A 14,154-nucleotide genomic window follows, 5' to 3' on the forward strand; every position below is an offset into this window, starting at 1 on the left:
GTCCGGAATCGCGGCGGCGTGCGGCCGGCGTGCGATTGCACACGGCCGCGCTTGAGATGATAATCATACGAACGGGTTGGCCCGCCTGAGGCCGTTCCCGGGAGAGACACACATGGGCGTCTCGCGCTCCGCCACCGTCGCACTGGCCGCCCTCCTCGCCGGGTCCGTCGCCCATGCGAGCCTCGCGCGCGCGCAATCCGGCGCAGGCCCGGCGCCCGGCGCAGCGGCGTCCCTGCAGCGGGCCGCCGTGGAACCCGCCGCCCCCCTCGCGCCCGAGACCGAGACCCCCGAGCCCGCCGATCCCAAGGCCGCCGCGCCGGACACCGAGGCGGCGAAGCCCGGGGCTGCGCGCTCCGGCGAACCGGCTCCGGCGCCCGCCGCCGAGGCGCCTCAGCCGGCGCCGCAGGGCGGGTCCGCGCCTGCCTCCGGCCCCGCCGCCTCGGCCCCGGGCCTCGACCCGGCGCCGGTCGCGGAGGCCCCCGCCCCGCCCCCGGTGCCAAGCGACCCGCAGGCGGCCGCCGTGGCGACCCGGCTCGCCGCCGCCACGCCCCTCCTGCCGCGCCTGACCACCCGGGAGCGCGAGGCGATCCAGGCCTTCTACGCCCTCGGCGCCTTCAGGCCGGTCTGGGTCGTCGACGGCCGCTTCACCCCGGCCGCGCGGTCCGCCGCCGCGCGCCTCGCCAAGGCCGGCGAGGACGGGCTCGACCCGAACGCCTACCCGGTGCCCGTGCTCGGCGTGCTGAGCCGGCCCGACACCGAGGCCGAGATCGCGGAGGCCGACCTGAAGCTCTCGGCCGCCGTCGCGCTCTACGCCCGCGACGCCCGGGGCGGCCGCATCAGCCTCGCCAACCTGTCCCGCCTGATCACCCCGGCCCTCGACCTGCCGGCGCCGGACGCGGTGCTCGGCGCGATCGCGACGGGCGGTGCCGGCGCGGGCGACCTGCTGCAGCGCTACAATCCGCAGGAGGCCGGCTACCGGGCCCTGAAGCAGCGCCTCGCGGCCCTGCGCGACCGCACGCCCGCCGCCACGCCCGTGGTGCGGCTGCCCGGCGGCCCGGTCCTGAAGCTCGGGATGCGGGATGCGCGCGTGCCGCTGATCCGGGCCCGCTTCGGTCTCGAGACCCGCGCGGGCGGCACCCTCGATGCCGGCCCCGGCGAGCCCGAGGATTACGACGCGGCCGTGGCCGCCGCGATCACGGATTTCCAGCGCAGCCGCGGCCTGCCGGCCAACGGCATGCTCACGGTCCAGACCGTCGTGGCCCTGGCGACGCCCCCGGCGCGGGGCCCCGTGAGCGGCGACGAGCCGACCCTCCTCGTCAACATGGAGCGCTGGCGCTGGCTGCCGTCCGATCTCGGGCGCGACTACGTCATGGTGAACATCCCGGAATTCCGCCTGCGCGTCGTCCGCGACGGCAGCCTGCGGGACGAGGCCCGGGTCATCGTCGGCAAGACCGAATCCCCGACGCCGATCTTCTCGGGGGCGATGGAATACGCGGTGGTCAACCCGTCCTGGAACGTGCCGCCCTCGATCCTCAAGAACGAGTTCCTGCCCGGGCTCGCCCGCGACCCGAACTACGCGGCGCGGCGCGGCTACCAGGTGGTCCGGCACGGCAACGCGATCTCGGTGCGCCAGCCCCCGGGCGAGCGCAACGCGCTCGGCTTCATCAAGTTCATGTTCCCGAACAACCACGCGGTCTACCTGCACGACACGCCGAACCGCGCGCTGTTCTCGGCGGGCCACCGGGCGATGAGCCACGGCTGCGTGCGCGTCGACGACCCGTTCCGCTTCGCCGACGCGGTCCTGCCCGACGCGTGGTCGAGCGAGCGGCTGAAGAAGCTGATCGGCAAGGGCGAGCGCTCGATCCGCCTGCCCGAGAAGCTGCCGGTCCACCTCGCCTACTTCACGGCCTATCTGGACGACGGCGGCGGCTACCGCACGCTGCCCGACCTCTACGGCTACGATGCCCGGATGCGCACGGCCCTCGGCCTGCCCGGCGGCGCCCCCGCCATGGTGCGCGGGCCGGACGAGCCGAAGCGCAAGGTCGCGGAGGCGCCCCGGGCGCCGAAGCCCGTCGTCCAGCGCGCCCCGCGCCGGGCCACGGCGCGGGCCTCGGCGGAGGGCGCCCCGGTCGAGTTCGGCGAGCCCGGCCTGTGGACGCCGCGGCCCGCCCCGGTCAGCCGGGGCTGGTGGTAGCCCCACCCCGCGATCGGCATCCACACCCGATTTCCACCCGGCGCTGGCGAGCCCGTGAACGGTGTCGGACGCGCGTGTGCGGCCGCGCTCTTGCGGGCAAGATTTCGCCACGGTTGCGCCTTAGCCGTTAGCGCGCGGCGGTGTTCAGCCCGAGGACCCGATAACCGGGCATTTACGGTTTTCGGCAACCTTGCGTTCACCATGACCCCCGCGCCCGGCGCGGGCTCTGGCAGAGGGTGAGACCATCGTGCGTAGGCTGCTGCGAGACGGGCCGTCCAGGGCCGCATCCCACCTGCGCGTCCTCCTCCGCGACCGCCTTCGACCCCGCACCGCCCGCCGCCTCGGCCTCGCCGTCCCGGCCGTCGCCCTGGCGCTGATCGCCGGCACCAGCGGCACCCAGGATGCCGTCGCCAACGGCGACACCCGCACGCTCTCGATCTTCCACACCCACTCCAAGGAAAGCCTCACGGTCACGTTCAAGCGCGACGGGCGCTACGACCGGGCGGCCCTGGAGCAGCTGAACTGGCTCCTGCGCGACTGGCGCGTCGACGAGCCGACCAAGATGGACCCGCGCCTGTTCGACACCGTGTGGGAGGCCTACCGGCAGACCGGCTCCGGCGAGGCGATCCACGTCGTCTCGGCCTATCGCTCGCCCGGCACCAACGCGATGCTGCGCCGCCGCTCGAAGGCGGTGGCCGAGTACAGCCAGCACATGCTCGGCAAGGCCATGGATTTCTACCTGCCCGACGTCTCGATCGACCAGATCCGGGCGGTCGGCATGCGGATGCAGCGCGGCGGCGTCGGCTGGTACCCGCGGGCGGGCTCGCCCTTCGTCCATCTCGACGTCGGCTCGGTCCGCTCCTGGCCGCGCATGACCCACGACCAGCTGGCCCGCCTCTTCCCCGACGGCAAGACGGTGCACCTGCCCACCGACAACCACCCCCTCCCCCGCTACGAGGAGGCCCGCGCCGAGATCCTGTCGCGCGGCGGCACCGTGCTCGGCGTGACCCAGGTCGCGCAGGCCGACGAGGATGACGGCCCGAGCATCAAGAGCTTCTTCGCCGGCCTCTTCGGCGGCGGCGGCGCCAGCGAGGCGCCGGACGCCGCGGCCCCGGCCCGCGCCCGGGCGAAGCCCGTCGTCGCCGTCGCCAGCGCCGATCCGGAGGACACGACGGGCACGCAGCGCGCCCTCGCCTACACGGCGCCCGCGGCCAGCGAGGCCCTGCGCGGATCGCTGCTGCGCCGGGACGGGCGCGACGCCCAGAGCCTGCTCACCGCCGAGACGCCGCAGGCCGCGGGCAAGGATGCTGGCAAAGACTCCGGCAAGGACGCGGGCAAGGACGCGGGCAAGGAGAGCGCGGCCGGCATCCTCGCCGCGGTCGCCGCGCCGCTGCCCCCGCGCCGCCCGGCCGAGTTCGCCGCCGTCGCGGCGGCCCTCACCATGCCGCTGCCGCCCCCGCGCCCGGTCCAGCTCGCCGGTCTCGGCGGCATCGGCATGGCGAATGTGAGCGTGGCGAATGTGAGCGTGGTCGCTGCGCCGGAGCCCGAGGCCAGGCCGGCGCCCGCCCCGGCCCCGAAGGCGACCGTTCTGATCCCGGCCGATGCCGCCCCGAAGGCTCAGCTGCGCGCCCTGTTCGACGCCGTGGCGGCCACCGGCGGCGCTGCCCCGGCGAGCCGCGCCGCGCCGGTCCACGTGGCGCTCGCGCGGGCCCGGCCGGAGGCGGCGCCGGACGCCCTGGTGGCGGAGCCGGCCGGCGCGGTCGCGACGCGCTTCTCCCGCCAGAGCCCCGGCGACGAGCTCGCCGCCGCCCGCTTCAGCGGATCGGCCCTGCGGCCCGTGCCCGGCCAGCGCTGAGCCGGCCCGCGGCCGGGCTCGCCCGGAGCCGGGCTCGCCCGGCGGCGGCCGATCGGATGCGGGTCCCGCCCTCAGAAGGGCTTGCGGCCCTGCCCCGTCGCGAGGGCCGAGACCAGGGTTTCGAGGTAGCCGGCCCCGTTCGCCTGGCCGGCGGCGATGCGCTCGGCCTCGGCGTTGCTCTGGGTCGCCACCGCGACGATCAGCAGCGCGGCCGTGGCGACGCCGCCGAGGCCGGCGACGCACCACAGATAGGCCCGCTCGACCGCCCGCGGAATCGGGACGGCGACGGGGCTCTCACCAACATACAGGGGGGTCGGGCTCGGGTCGTTCATGGCCGTCGTTCCCGCACGTGACTGACGCCCGGACGGACCCGGAGAACGCCCACGCGCGCCGGTCCGCCACTAGCAGCTAACGTGCCGGCCCGACATGGGTTCGACGGCCTGCGGGAAATTTCCCGCAGGCATTTGTCTCGCGCGGTTGACGGGGGGTTAAGCCTGCCGGCCGCGGGTGCCGGGCCCGGGCGCCCTCACTCCGCCTGGCCGGCCGTCGCCTGCAGGGCCGCCTGGGCAGCGGCGAGGCGCGCGATCGGCACCCGGTAGGGCGAGCAGGAGACGTAGTCGAGGCCGACCTCCTGACAGAAGCCGATCGAGGCCGGGTCGCCCCCGTGCTCGCCGCAGATGCCGAGCTTGAGGTCCGGCCGGGTCTTGCGGCCGCGCTCGACGCCGATGCGCACGAGCTCGCCGACGCCCTCCTGGTCGATGGTCACGAACGGGTCGGCGGCCAGGATCCCCTTCTGGGTGTAGGGCCCCAGGAAGGTGGCCGCGTCGTCGCGCGAGATGCCGAGCGCGGTCTGGGTCAGGTCGTTGGTGCCGAAGGAGAAGAACTCCGCCGTCTCGGCGATCTCCCCGGCCTTCAGGGCGGCGCGGGGCAGCTCGATCATGGTGCCGACCTGATAATCGAGGGGGGCGCCCTTCTCCTCGGAGACGGCCTTCGCCATGGCGTCGATGCGGGCCTTGACGATGTCGAACTCGGCCCGGGTGAAGACGAGGGGCACCATCACCTCGGGGGTGACGGGCGCGCCGGTCTCCTCGGCGGCCTGGACGGCGGCCTCGAAGATCGCGCGGGCCTGCATCTCGGCGATCTCCGGGAAGGCGATCGCGAGGCGGCAGCCGCGGAAGCCCAGCATCGGGTTGAACTCGCTGAGCTCGGTCATGCGCCGGCGCAGCTTGTCCTCCGAGACGCCGGTGCTCCTGGCGACCTCGGTCACCTCCGCGTCGGTGTGGGGCAGGAACTCGTGCAGCGGCGGGTCGAGCAGGCGGATCGTGACGGGCAGGCCCGACATGATGGTGAACAGCTCCACGAAGTCCTGACGCTGGTAGGGCAGGATCTTGGCGAGCGCCGCGCGGCGGCCCTCGGCGTCGTCCGCGAGGATCATCTCGCGCACCGCCACGATGCGGTCGCCCTCGAAGAACATGTGCTCGGTGCGGCAGAGCCCGATCCCCTCGGCGCCGAAGTTGCGCGCCGCGCGGGCATCCGTCGGGGTGTCGGCGTTGGCCCGCACCTTCATGGTCCGGACCTTGTCGGCCCAGCCCATCAGGGTGGCGAAGTCGCCCGACAGCTCGGGCTCGAGCATCGTCACCTCGCCCTGGAGCACCTGGCCGGTGGAGCCGTCGATGGTGATGCGGTCGCCGGCCTTGAGGGTGACGCCCCCGACCGAGAGGGTCTTGGCCTTGTAGTCGATCCGGATCGAGCCGACGCCCGAGACGCAGGGCTTGCCCATGCCGCGGGCCACCACCGCCGCGTGGCTCGTCATGCCGCCGCGGGTGGTGAGGATGCCCTCCGAGGCGTGCATGCCGTGGATGTCCTCGGGGCTCGTCTCGATGCGCACGAGGATGCACCTGCGCTCGGCCTTCTTGGCGGCCTCCGCGTCCTCGGAATTGAACACGATCTCGCCCGTGGCCGCGCCCGGCGAGGCGGGCAGCCCCGAGGCGATCACCTTGCGCTCGGCCTTGGGGTCGATGGTCGGGTGCAGGAGCTGGTCGAGGGCGCCCGGCTCGACGCGGCCGACCGCCTCCTCGTGGGTGATCAGGCCCTCGTTGGTCAGGTCGACCGCGATGCGCAGCGCGGCCTTGGCGGTGCGCTTGCCGTTGCGGGTCTGGAGCATCCAGAGCTTCCCGCTCTCGATGGTGAACTCCATGTCCTGCATGTCGCGGTAATGCGTCTCGAGGATGCCGTAGATCCGCGTCAGCTCGGCGAAGCTCTCGGGCATCGCCCGCTCCATCGAGGGCTTGTCGGACTTCGCCTCGATCCGGGCCTTCTCGGTGATGTCCTGCGGCGTGCGGATGCCCGCCACCACGTCCTCGCCCTGGGCGTTGATCAGGAACTCGCCGTAGAGCGCGCTCTCGCCCGTCGAGGGGTTGCGGGTGAAGGCGACGCCGGTGGCCGAGGTGTCGCCCATGTTGCCGAACACCATGGCCTGCACGTTGACGGCGGTGCCCCAGCTCTCCGGGATGCCGTTCAGCTCCCGGTACTTCTTGGCGCGCGGGATCATCCAGGAATCGAACACGGCGCCGATCGCGCCCCAGAGCTGGTCCTCCGGCGCCTGCGGGAAGTCCGAGCCGTGCTCGGCCCGCACGATGGCCTTGTACTTGGTGACGAGCTGCTTCCAGTCCTCGGCGCCGAGCTCGGTGTCGAGGGAGACGCCCTTGCCCTCCTTGTAGTGCTCGAGCGCCTCCTCGAAGGCGTGGTGCTCCACGCCGAGCACGACGTTCGCGTACATGGTGATGAAGCGGCGGTAGGAATCGTAGGCGAAGCGCGGGTCGCCCGCCCCTTCCGCCAGGGCCTCGACGGTCTCGTCGTTCAGGCCGAGGTTGAGCACGGTGTCCATCATGCCGGGCATCGAGGCGCGGGCGCCCGAGCGGACCGAGACGAGGAGCGGCGTCTTGGAATCCCCGAAGGTCTTGGCCGCGAGCCCGCCGACCTGCGCGAGGGCCGCCGCGACCTGATCCTTCAGCTCCGGCGGGTACTGCTTCCCGTGGTCGTAATAATAGGTGCAGACCTCGGTCGTGATGGTGAAGCCCGGAGGCACGGGCAGGCCGAGATTCGACATCTCGGCGAGGTTCGCCCCCTTGCCGCCGAGCAGGTTGCGCATCGAGGACTTGCCCTCGGCCTTGCCGTCACCGAAGGAGTAAACCCACTTCGTCGCGCCGTCGGTCGCCATATCGTTTCCGTCCAGTCTGCAGGTTTGTGACAGCCCCGAGCTCATCGCGGCGGGTTGGACCATCTGATTCCGCAATGCAAGATGAACGGCACAGCTGCGCACATCGCGGACCATGACACGGCCCGCCTCCCGTCACCGCCCGGATGCGACGGCAGTGGGAAGGCGGTGGGCAGGCGCAAGCGCGGCCCTTCGCGGCCCAAGATAGAGCGGAGATCTGCGCAAGGCCAATCGCCGGACTACGGATCCCGGATCCGGCGCCGAGCCTGGAGGCCGGGTGTCTTGCTCCAGTCACGTGTCCTGCGACGTGTTCGGCCGGTTCGGGGCCCGTGCCGGGCCCGGGTCGGTCCTGGCCGCGCTGGGATGGCGGGCGGCGGGCGGCCAAAGCGCGCCATCGGCCGGGCCCGGAGGCGCTCGATGGCGCCGTCAGCGCCTTGCTGCGACCGCGAAGTGTCTCCGGATGGCGCCGGCTCTCGCCGCGCGGCAAAATCCCGGCGTCAGGACAGGGCGCGGAACACGCCGAGGCCGATCAATCCCACGAGGATCAGGTAGACGGCGACGATGTAGTGCAGAAGCTGGGGCCGGAGCAGGATCAGGACCCCGGCCGCGATGGCGAGGATCGGCTGGAGCTTGGCGAGGGTGATCGTCATGAGGCGGGTCCGGTTCCGGTATTCCGGCGATGCCGGGACGGGAGCCGGCGCGGGGCCGGCTCCGGATCGGGCGCCGTCGTCGATGGGGACAAGAACGCGATCGGGCCCGAAGCTTCGATCAGGCCCGATACCGGCCGTTGCGCCTGACCAGGACCGTCGCGCCGACGGGCACGCGCTCGTAGAGATCGACGATGTCCTCGTTGAGCATGCGGATGCAGCCCGACGACATCTGCTCCCCGATGCTCCAGGGCTCGTTGGTGCCGTGGATGCGGAACAGGATGTCCCGGTTGCCCTGGTACAGGTAGAGGGCGCGGGCGCCGAGCGGGTTGTCGAGGCCGCCCTTGCGGGTGCGCGGCAGGTCCGGGTTGAGCGACACCATCGTGGTGGTGGGATGCCAGTCGGGCCAGACGCCCTTGCGCCCGATCCGGGCCTCGCCCTTCCAGGAGAAGCCGAGCTTGCCGACGCCGACGCCGTACTGGACCGCGGTGCCGTCCTCCTGCACCAGCGCGAGCTGACGCTGGTCGATGTCCACCACGATCGTCCCCGGCTTCTCGGGGCCGGTATAGCGCGCGACCTGACGGCGGTATTTCGGATCGAGGCGCGACTTGTCGACGAGGGGCACGTCGTAGGGCCTGTCGGGCATCGTGCCGATGTACCAGGCCGATTCGTCGTCGGCGGCCACGTTGATCGGGCCCCGCTGGTTGCAGGCGGCGAGCGGCGCGATCAGCATCGCGGCGATCAGGATCCGGCGGGTATTCATGGTCCTCACCATCGGCTGGTTCGTCTCGATTGGGGTCCTGACTACCCTCTCGCCGACCATTTCTGTGTGACTTTTGCGCCGCATGGAGGCGGTAAGCGCCCGCCTCCCTCTGCGGGCTTCACACATTTGATAGAATTTGAGGCCGGCCGTGGCGGAGCGTCCGCGAAGCCTCGTTCGGGGTCCCCGGCGCCCTATCTGCCCTGGTGACGAGCCGGAGACGGGGGCGACCATGGCCGACACGCAGACCTTGCCGAGCGACGCGCGAGAGGGGCCGGGGGCGGAACTCCGCCCCGCGATTCACCTCGACCATTGCGTCATCCACGTCTCGGACTGGGACCGCTCCACCGCCTTCTACCGCGATGTCCTCGGGGCGGAGGCGATCCCGCGCGGCCGGGGCTTCGTCTACCGGTTCGGCGGCGTCCAGCTGAACGTGCACGGGCCCGGCCAGATCGGGGAGCCGGTGGCGGACAAGCCCGTGATGCCGGGCGGGAGCGACCTCTGCTTCCGCTGGTCGGGCACGATCGAGACCGCGATGACCCACCTCGCCCTGCACGGGGTGCCGGTGGAGCGCGGCCCGGTGCAGCGCCACGGCGCCGCCGGCGAGGGCGTGAGCGTCTATTTCCGCGATCCCGACGGCTCGCTGATAGAATTCATCACCTACCCGCCCGCCTGACCGGACCCTGCCCCGCCGTGCCGTGTCGCACGCCACGGCGCGCGACCCCGCCGCCGTCCCGCAACCGGGCGGCCCGCGGCGCCGTTACCCGCCGTGAGGATGTTCCGGGAGACCACGATGCGCATCGATGCCCTGGCGGCGAATCCGGCCGCACTGATCCTAGCCGCTCCGATCCTGGCCGCTCCGATCCTGGCCGCGGCGCTCGCCCTCGCGCTCACGGCGGGAGCCGCGCAGGCCCGCAACGGCGGCTCCTCCGGCGAGGGCGACGGCGCCCTGCGCCAGGAACTGCAGAACCCCGGCTATGTCGAGCCGAGCCCCTACGCCTACCGCAACGGCTACCGCCCGAACGATCGCGGGGCGGAGTACGAGGCCTACCGGCGCGGATACCCGATCTACGGGCCCTGGGGCTGGAAGTACCGCTGAGGCGCGGGCCCTCAGACCCGGCTTTGCGCCAGGGCCTGGTTGGTCTGCTCCAGGCGGACCGCGAGCTCGCGCATTACCGCGATGCCGATCTGCGGGAATTGCGCGAGCAGTTCGAGGAAGACGCCGCGGTCGATGCGCAGGGCGGTCGTGGCCGACTCCGCCGTCACCGTGGCGGAGCGCGGCTGGTCGGCCAGGATGCCCATCTCGCCGACGAGCGCGTTGGCGCCGAGCAGGGCGAGCCGGAACGGGCCCTGCGGCCCCTCGATCGAGACCGCCGCGCTCCCTTCGAGGATCAGGTAGGCGGCGTCCGCCACGTCGCCGCGGGAGAAGAAGCGCTGCCCGGGCTCGAAGTGGACGCGCTCGCTCGTGAAGGCGAGGAGCTTGAGCCGCGAGGGCTCGACCTCCCGGAAGAGCGGGACCTGTCTGAGGGACGAGACCTCGGTATCGAGGGTCATGGCTGGGCTCCGAAACGGGTCGCGCCGGGGCGCGAGGCCGGCCGGTGACGGTGGGAGCCTGCACCATGCGGGTCTCGCACGCCTTGTCCAGCCTCGCGGCCCCGCGTCGCCGTGACGGGCTGCGCTTCGGGCCACGATCGGGCAAGCCTCCACGCGGACCGGCTCGGTCCCTGCGGTCGGGACGGAGGCGGCCGGCGATGCCCGACGCGCGTGCCCTCGCCCGCACTGCCCTTGTGCTCGCCTGCCTGTGGCCGGCCCCGGCCGCGGCCCGGTTGACCCAGGCGGAACTCGCGCGGGTCGTCGTGGCACCGGAGCCCGACGCCCAGGCGCCCCTCGACCTCGCCTTCACCGACGCCGCCGAGGGCCGCCCCTTGCGCCTGTCCGAGGCGATCGGCGGCCGGCCGACCCTGCTGCTGCCGGTCGACTACACCTGCGGCAATGTCTGCGACCCGATGCTGTCGATGTCGGGGAACGCCCTCGCCGCCACGGGGCTCGAGGCCGGCCGCGACTACAGCCTCGTCCTCGTCGGCCTCGATCCCCGCGACGACACGGCCGCCGCCCGGCGCATGCTCGACCAGGAACTCGGCCTGCCGGCCATTGCCGCGAGGACGCGGGCGCTCGTCGGCGACGAGGCTGCCGTGCGGCGGCTCACCGGCGCCCTCGGCTACGGCTTCGTCCCGGATCCCGGGACGGACAGCATCGCGCATCCGGCCGCGGCGCTTCTCCTGACCCCGGAGGGCCGCGTGGCCCGCATCCTCTCGCCGCTGGCACTGAACGGTCGCGACCTGCGCCTCGCCCTCGTGGAGGCCGGCGAGGGCCGCGCCGGCCATCTCGGCGACCGCCTCGCCCTGCTCTGCTACGGCTTCGATGCCGCCCGCGGCATTTACACGCCGCTGATCCACCGCATCCTCGGCGTCGCGGCGGCCGCCACCGTGATCGCCCTCGCCCTCGGGATCCTGCTGCTGAGCCGCCGCACGCGCCGGGCCTGAGGGCCCGGCCGCTCCGGCCGGGCCCTACGCGCGATCGGTCGAGAGCCCGGAATGCCCGGGCGCCGGCGGATCCCGCTCGATACTCGCATTCGGCTGCGGCGAATCGATCGGCTCCTCGTCCGTCGTCGGGGTGGCGCTGTCCTCGGGAGCCGGCATCGGCGGCAGTTTCCGGGTGTTCGGCTGCGGCGCCGCCGCGGCCTCCGGTCCCACCGCGCCCTTGGCCATCTCGCGATTCGTCATGGTCTGCTCCCTCGCATCGGTCCGCGAACGCACGATCCGGATCGCCGACTGCCCGCACAACGCGTCGTCGCCTGCGTGGTTGCCCTTTTCCGTGACGCAGGCTGAGCAGAGGAACCTTCGGTTATTGGTGAAGGTTGTTCCGGGTGTGAGACAAAGCCTGAGGAGGCGCTGATGGCATCTGGGAACTCAACCTCGAAGAGAGGTTTCGCGTCGATGGATCTCGAACGCCAGCGGGAGATCGCGAGCAAGGGGGGACGCAGCGTCCCGGCCGAGAAGCGCTCGTTCTCGCAGGATCGCGAACTCGCCTCGTCGGCGGGCCGCAAGGGTGGTCAGTCCACCGGCACCGGACGCGGCGGCGCGGAATAAGACAGGATGGTGGCGTGCCCCGGCTCCGGGGTTGCGCCACCGCCCCGACCGATCGGCGGACGGAACGCTGATTCCGAACGACGAAGCCCTCCCGCGGCGCGCGGGAGGGCTTCGTCGTTGCCGGATCGGCTGGACCGCAACTCCCGCGAAGGCGGGAGCCGTCAGCGGCGTCTCAGGAGATGCAGCGACCCGGAACCATGCGGCGGGCTTCCGGCCCGACGAGCGAGCTGAGGGCGCCTTCGCAGCCCTCGCGCATGCGGCGGGGCTTCAGCGGCGACTTCTCGTTCATGTCGGAGGTCGGCTGGTTCGCCACGGCGGCGGGGCGCTCGGCCGGGCGGGACACCGCGGCGACGCGGGTGGGGCTCAGCGCCAGGGAGACCGGGCGCATGCCCGGCAGCGGGGCCGGCGCGATCGCGGAGGCCGCGGCCGGCACCGAGATCGCCAGGGGCGCGGTCCACTCGTCGGCGGTCTGCCGCACCACGGGTTGGATGAGGATCGTCAGGATGGCAGCCGGTCCACTCATGCCGAGAATCAAGCCAGACCGAAGCATCGTTGTGATCTCCCATGGGAGCTTGACAGGATGTTTCGACAACGTGCGCGGTGCGATTTCGGTTCCTCGACTGTCACGCTTCCTTTAGAAACTGTATTCGACCGTGCATTGCGCACCATCGTGGCGCGCTTTCCACCGCCCTCCACAGCCCTGCCTGTGACGAAAAAACCGCAACGGGTGAAAAAGCGTCGAGAAGCGGAACTGCGCCCGGTGCCGCTCGTTAGCATGACACCCGGCCACCTGGTCCTCCCCGCATTCCCCTTGTGCATTGGCCGGAACCTTCGAACGGGTCGGATCTTATCCGGCCCGTTTTTTCGTGTTCGTGCCGTTTCTCGTGCCCATGTCCTGCCCGGACGCGCGAAAAAGCCCCCGGCGCAAGCGCCGGGGGCTGGGGGCTCGTTGCATCGAGTGGACCGAGGGCCGGGAGGCGGCCGCGGCTCCAGGCCCGGACGATCGCGATCCGGGCCGTCGATCCAGGCCGTCGATCCAGGCCGTCGATCTAGGCCGTCTTGGCCTCGCGGCGGCGGGCGCTCTGCTGGAAGAACAGGGCCTGGCTGATCACCGCCGAGACGTTCGCCGGCTGGAAGGGCTTGGCGATGAGGAAGGCCGGCTCCGGACGCTCCCCGGTGAGGAAGCGCTCGGGATAGGCGGTGATGAAGATCACCGGTACCTCGAAGGTCTTCAGCAGGTCGTTCACCGCATCGAGGCCCGAGGAGCCGTCGGCGAGCTGGATGTCGGCGAGGATCAGGCCGGGGCGCTTGCCCTCGGACGCGATCTTGATCGCCTCGGTGCGGGTGCGTGCGACCCCGATCACGTTGTGGCCGAGGCCTTCGACCAGAGCCTCGAGGTCCATGGCGATCAGCGGCTCGTCCTCGATGATGAGGATGTCGGTGGCCATGTCGGCGGCGAGCTCGCGGCCGGCCTCGTCCACGAGGTCGCGGACCTCCGAGACGTCGACGTCGAGGATGATCGCCGCATCCTCCTCGGAGAAGCCCTCGAGGCAGGAGAGCAGGAAGGCCTGGCGCGGCAGGGGCGTGATCTGCCCGAGGCGGACTTCGGCCGGGAGGTCGTGCTGCACCTGCTCGCTCTGCCCGTTCACCGAGAGCGAGTTCCAGATGCTGGTGAACACGCGGAAAAGATCGGCCTTCACGTTCGCGCTGCGCCCGAGCGTCTCGGGCTCGTTCACGAGCGTCTCGAGCGTTGCGGCCACGTAGGCATCGCCGGCCACCTGGCTGCCGGTCAGCGCGCGCGCGTAGCGGCGCAGATACGGCAGGTGCTGCACGACGAGTTGAGATGTCGACATTAGATCCCCTGGGCCTAGCCGTTCTTCTGGTAGCTTCCGCCCCAACGCGGTCCGCCCGACTCCGTTCCGGAGCGGCGGAACCGTTTGTGTGGCACGGCGTTGCTGCTGCAGCCATGACGTATGTCAAGCCGCAAAACAATCGCGGCGGTGCCGGCTGCCGGCATCAAGGGGACCTGTCCATGACGGAAGACGGTAAGGCCGGCGACCTCCGCCACGGGGGGCGAGCGCGACCGCCACGACGCCAGGCCCCCGGCGCCGGGAGCGGTGCGCGTCCCGCCGCCCTCGCCGATCCCGGGCAGGGCCTGAGCGAGCTGACCCAGAGGCGCCTCGGCGCTCACCTGCGCGCGATGTACGATTCGGTGGTGCAGCAACCCGTGCCCGACCGCTTCCGCGATCTGATCCTGAAGCTCGACGCGGGCGAGGGCGACAAGATCTGAGCCTCGGGAGCGCGCCTGCTGCTCCAGCGCCCGGAATCGAAG

15 protein-coding genes are annotated in these 14,154 nt (G+C 72.3%); 7 read left to right on the forward strand and 8 right to left on the reverse strand.

Annotated features, from left to right (window positions below; translation table 11 throughout):
* Window positions 1–112: 112 nt before the first annotated feature.
* Entirely contained in the window at window positions 113–2,194 is a 2,082-nt protein-coding gene (locus tag F6X51_RS22650) for a L,D-transpeptidase family protein (protein ID WP_150965950.1), read from the forward strand.
* 292 nt (window positions 2,195–2,486) lie between these two features.
* Entirely contained in the window at window positions 2,487–4,049 is a 1,563-nt protein-coding gene (locus tag F6X51_RS22655; RefSeq protein WP_150965990.1) for a DUF882 domain-containing protein, read from the forward strand.
* Between the two features lie 71 nt (window positions 4,050–4,120).
* Here the strand turns inward: F6X51_RS22655 and F6X51_RS22660 are convergent, their stop codons facing one another.
* The 4 genes from F6X51_RS22660 to F6X51_RS22675 form a co-directional block, all read right to left on the reverse strand.
* Window positions 4,121–4,381, reverse strand: coding sequence for a hypothetical protein (locus F6X51_RS22660; RefSeq protein ID WP_150965951.1), 261 nt, complete (start codon window positions 4,379–4,381; stop codon window positions 4,121–4,123).
* A gap of 194 nt (window positions 4,382–4,575) precedes the next feature.
* A complete protein-coding gene (gene ppdK, locus F6X51_RS22665; protein WP_150965952.1) occupies window positions 4,576–7,269 on the reverse strand; it encodes a pyruvate, phosphate dikinase in 2,694 nt (897 codons plus the stop codon).
* 494 nt (window positions 7,270–7,763) lie between these two features.
* The gene (locus tag F6X51_RS22670) at window positions 7,764–7,916 is read right to left on the reverse strand and encodes a DUF3096 domain-containing protein (RefSeq protein WP_150965953.1); all 153 of its coding nucleotides are present in this window, start codon (window positions 7,914–7,916) and stop codon (window positions 7,764–7,766) included.
* A gap of 118 nt (window positions 7,917–8,034) precedes the next feature.
* The gene (locus F6X51_RS22675; RefSeq protein WP_150965954.1) at window positions 8,035–8,688 is read right to left on the reverse strand and encodes a L,D-transpeptidase; all 654 of its coding nucleotides are present in this window, start codon (window positions 8,686–8,688) and stop codon (window positions 8,035–8,037) included.
* Between the two features lie 217 nt (window positions 8,689–8,905).
* Here F6X51_RS22675 and F6X51_RS22680 point away from each other — a divergent pair, with 217 nt between their 5' ends.
* Entirely contained in the window at window positions 8,906–9,349 is a 444-nt protein-coding gene (locus F6X51_RS22680; RefSeq protein ID WP_150965955.1) for a VOC family protein, read from the forward strand.
* Between the two features lie 117 nt (window positions 9,350–9,466).
* Entirely contained in the window at window positions 9,467–9,772 is a 306-nt protein-coding gene (locus tag F6X51_RS22685; protein ID WP_150965956.1) for a hypothetical protein, read from the forward strand.
* Window positions 9,773–9,783: 11 nt separating this feature from the next.
* On the opposite strand, the gene F6X51_RS22690 is transcribed toward F6X51_RS22685, so the two are convergent.
* Window positions 9,784–10,227 carry a Crp/Fnr family transcriptional regulator gene (locus tag F6X51_RS22690; protein ID WP_150965957.1) on the reverse strand — a complete coding sequence of 148 codons (444 nt, stop codon included), beginning with the start codon at window positions 10,225–10,227 and terminating at the stop codon, window positions 9,784–9,786.
* Between the two features lie 197 nt (window positions 10,228–10,424).
* Between F6X51_RS22690 and F6X51_RS22695 the strand changes: the two genes are divergently transcribed.
* Window positions 10,425–11,216, forward strand: coding sequence for an SCO family protein (locus F6X51_RS22695; RefSeq protein ID WP_191970217.1), 792 nt, complete (start codon window positions 10,425–10,427; stop codon window positions 11,214–11,216).
* A gap of 24 nt (window positions 11,217–11,240) precedes the next feature.
* On the opposite strand, the gene F6X51_RS22700 is transcribed toward F6X51_RS22695, so the two are convergent.
* Window positions 11,241–11,456 carry a hypothetical protein gene (locus F6X51_RS22700; protein ID WP_150965958.1) on the reverse strand — a complete coding sequence of 72 codons (216 nt, stop codon included), beginning with the start codon at window positions 11,454–11,456 and terminating at the stop codon, window positions 11,241–11,243.
* Between the two features lie 171 nt (window positions 11,457–11,627).
* Between F6X51_RS22700 and F6X51_RS22705 the strand changes: the two genes are divergently transcribed.
* The gene (locus tag F6X51_RS22705) at window positions 11,628–11,822 is read left to right on the forward strand and encodes a con-10 family general stress protein (RefSeq protein ID WP_147027425.1); all 195 of its coding nucleotides are present in this window, start codon (window positions 11,628–11,630) and stop codon (window positions 11,820–11,822) included.
* 172 nt (window positions 11,823–11,994) lie between these two features.
* Here F6X51_RS22705 and F6X51_RS22710 read toward each other — a convergent pair whose 3' ends face one another.
* Together F6X51_RS22710 and F6X51_RS22715 are read right to left on the reverse strand one after the other, a co-directional pair.
* Window positions 11,995–12,345 carry a hypothetical protein gene (locus F6X51_RS22710; RefSeq protein WP_246696960.1) on the reverse strand — a complete coding sequence of 117 codons (351 nt, stop codon included), beginning with the start codon at window positions 12,343–12,345 and terminating at the stop codon, window positions 11,995–11,997.
* 526 nt (window positions 12,346–12,871) lie between these two features.
* The gene (locus F6X51_RS22715; protein WP_150965960.1) at window positions 12,872–13,675 is read right to left on the reverse strand and encodes a response regulator; all 804 of its coding nucleotides are present in this window, start codon (window positions 13,673–13,675) and stop codon (window positions 12,872–12,874) included.
* Window positions 13,676–13,854: 179 nt separating this feature from the next.
* Between F6X51_RS22715 and F6X51_RS22720 the strand changes: the two genes are divergently transcribed.
* Window positions 13,855–14,112, forward strand: a complete 258-nt coding sequence (locus F6X51_RS22720; RefSeq protein WP_150965961.1) for a NepR family anti-sigma factor — start codon at window positions 13,855–13,857, stop codon at window positions 14,110–14,112.
* Window positions 14,113–14,154: the final 42 nt, after the last annotated feature.

The sequence above is a fragment of the Methylobacterium planeticum genome (assembly GCF_008806345.1).
GTDB classification, from domain to species: domain Bacteria; phylum Pseudomonadota; class Alphaproteobacteria; order Rhizobiales; family Beijerinckiaceae; genus Methylobacterium; species Methylobacterium planeticum.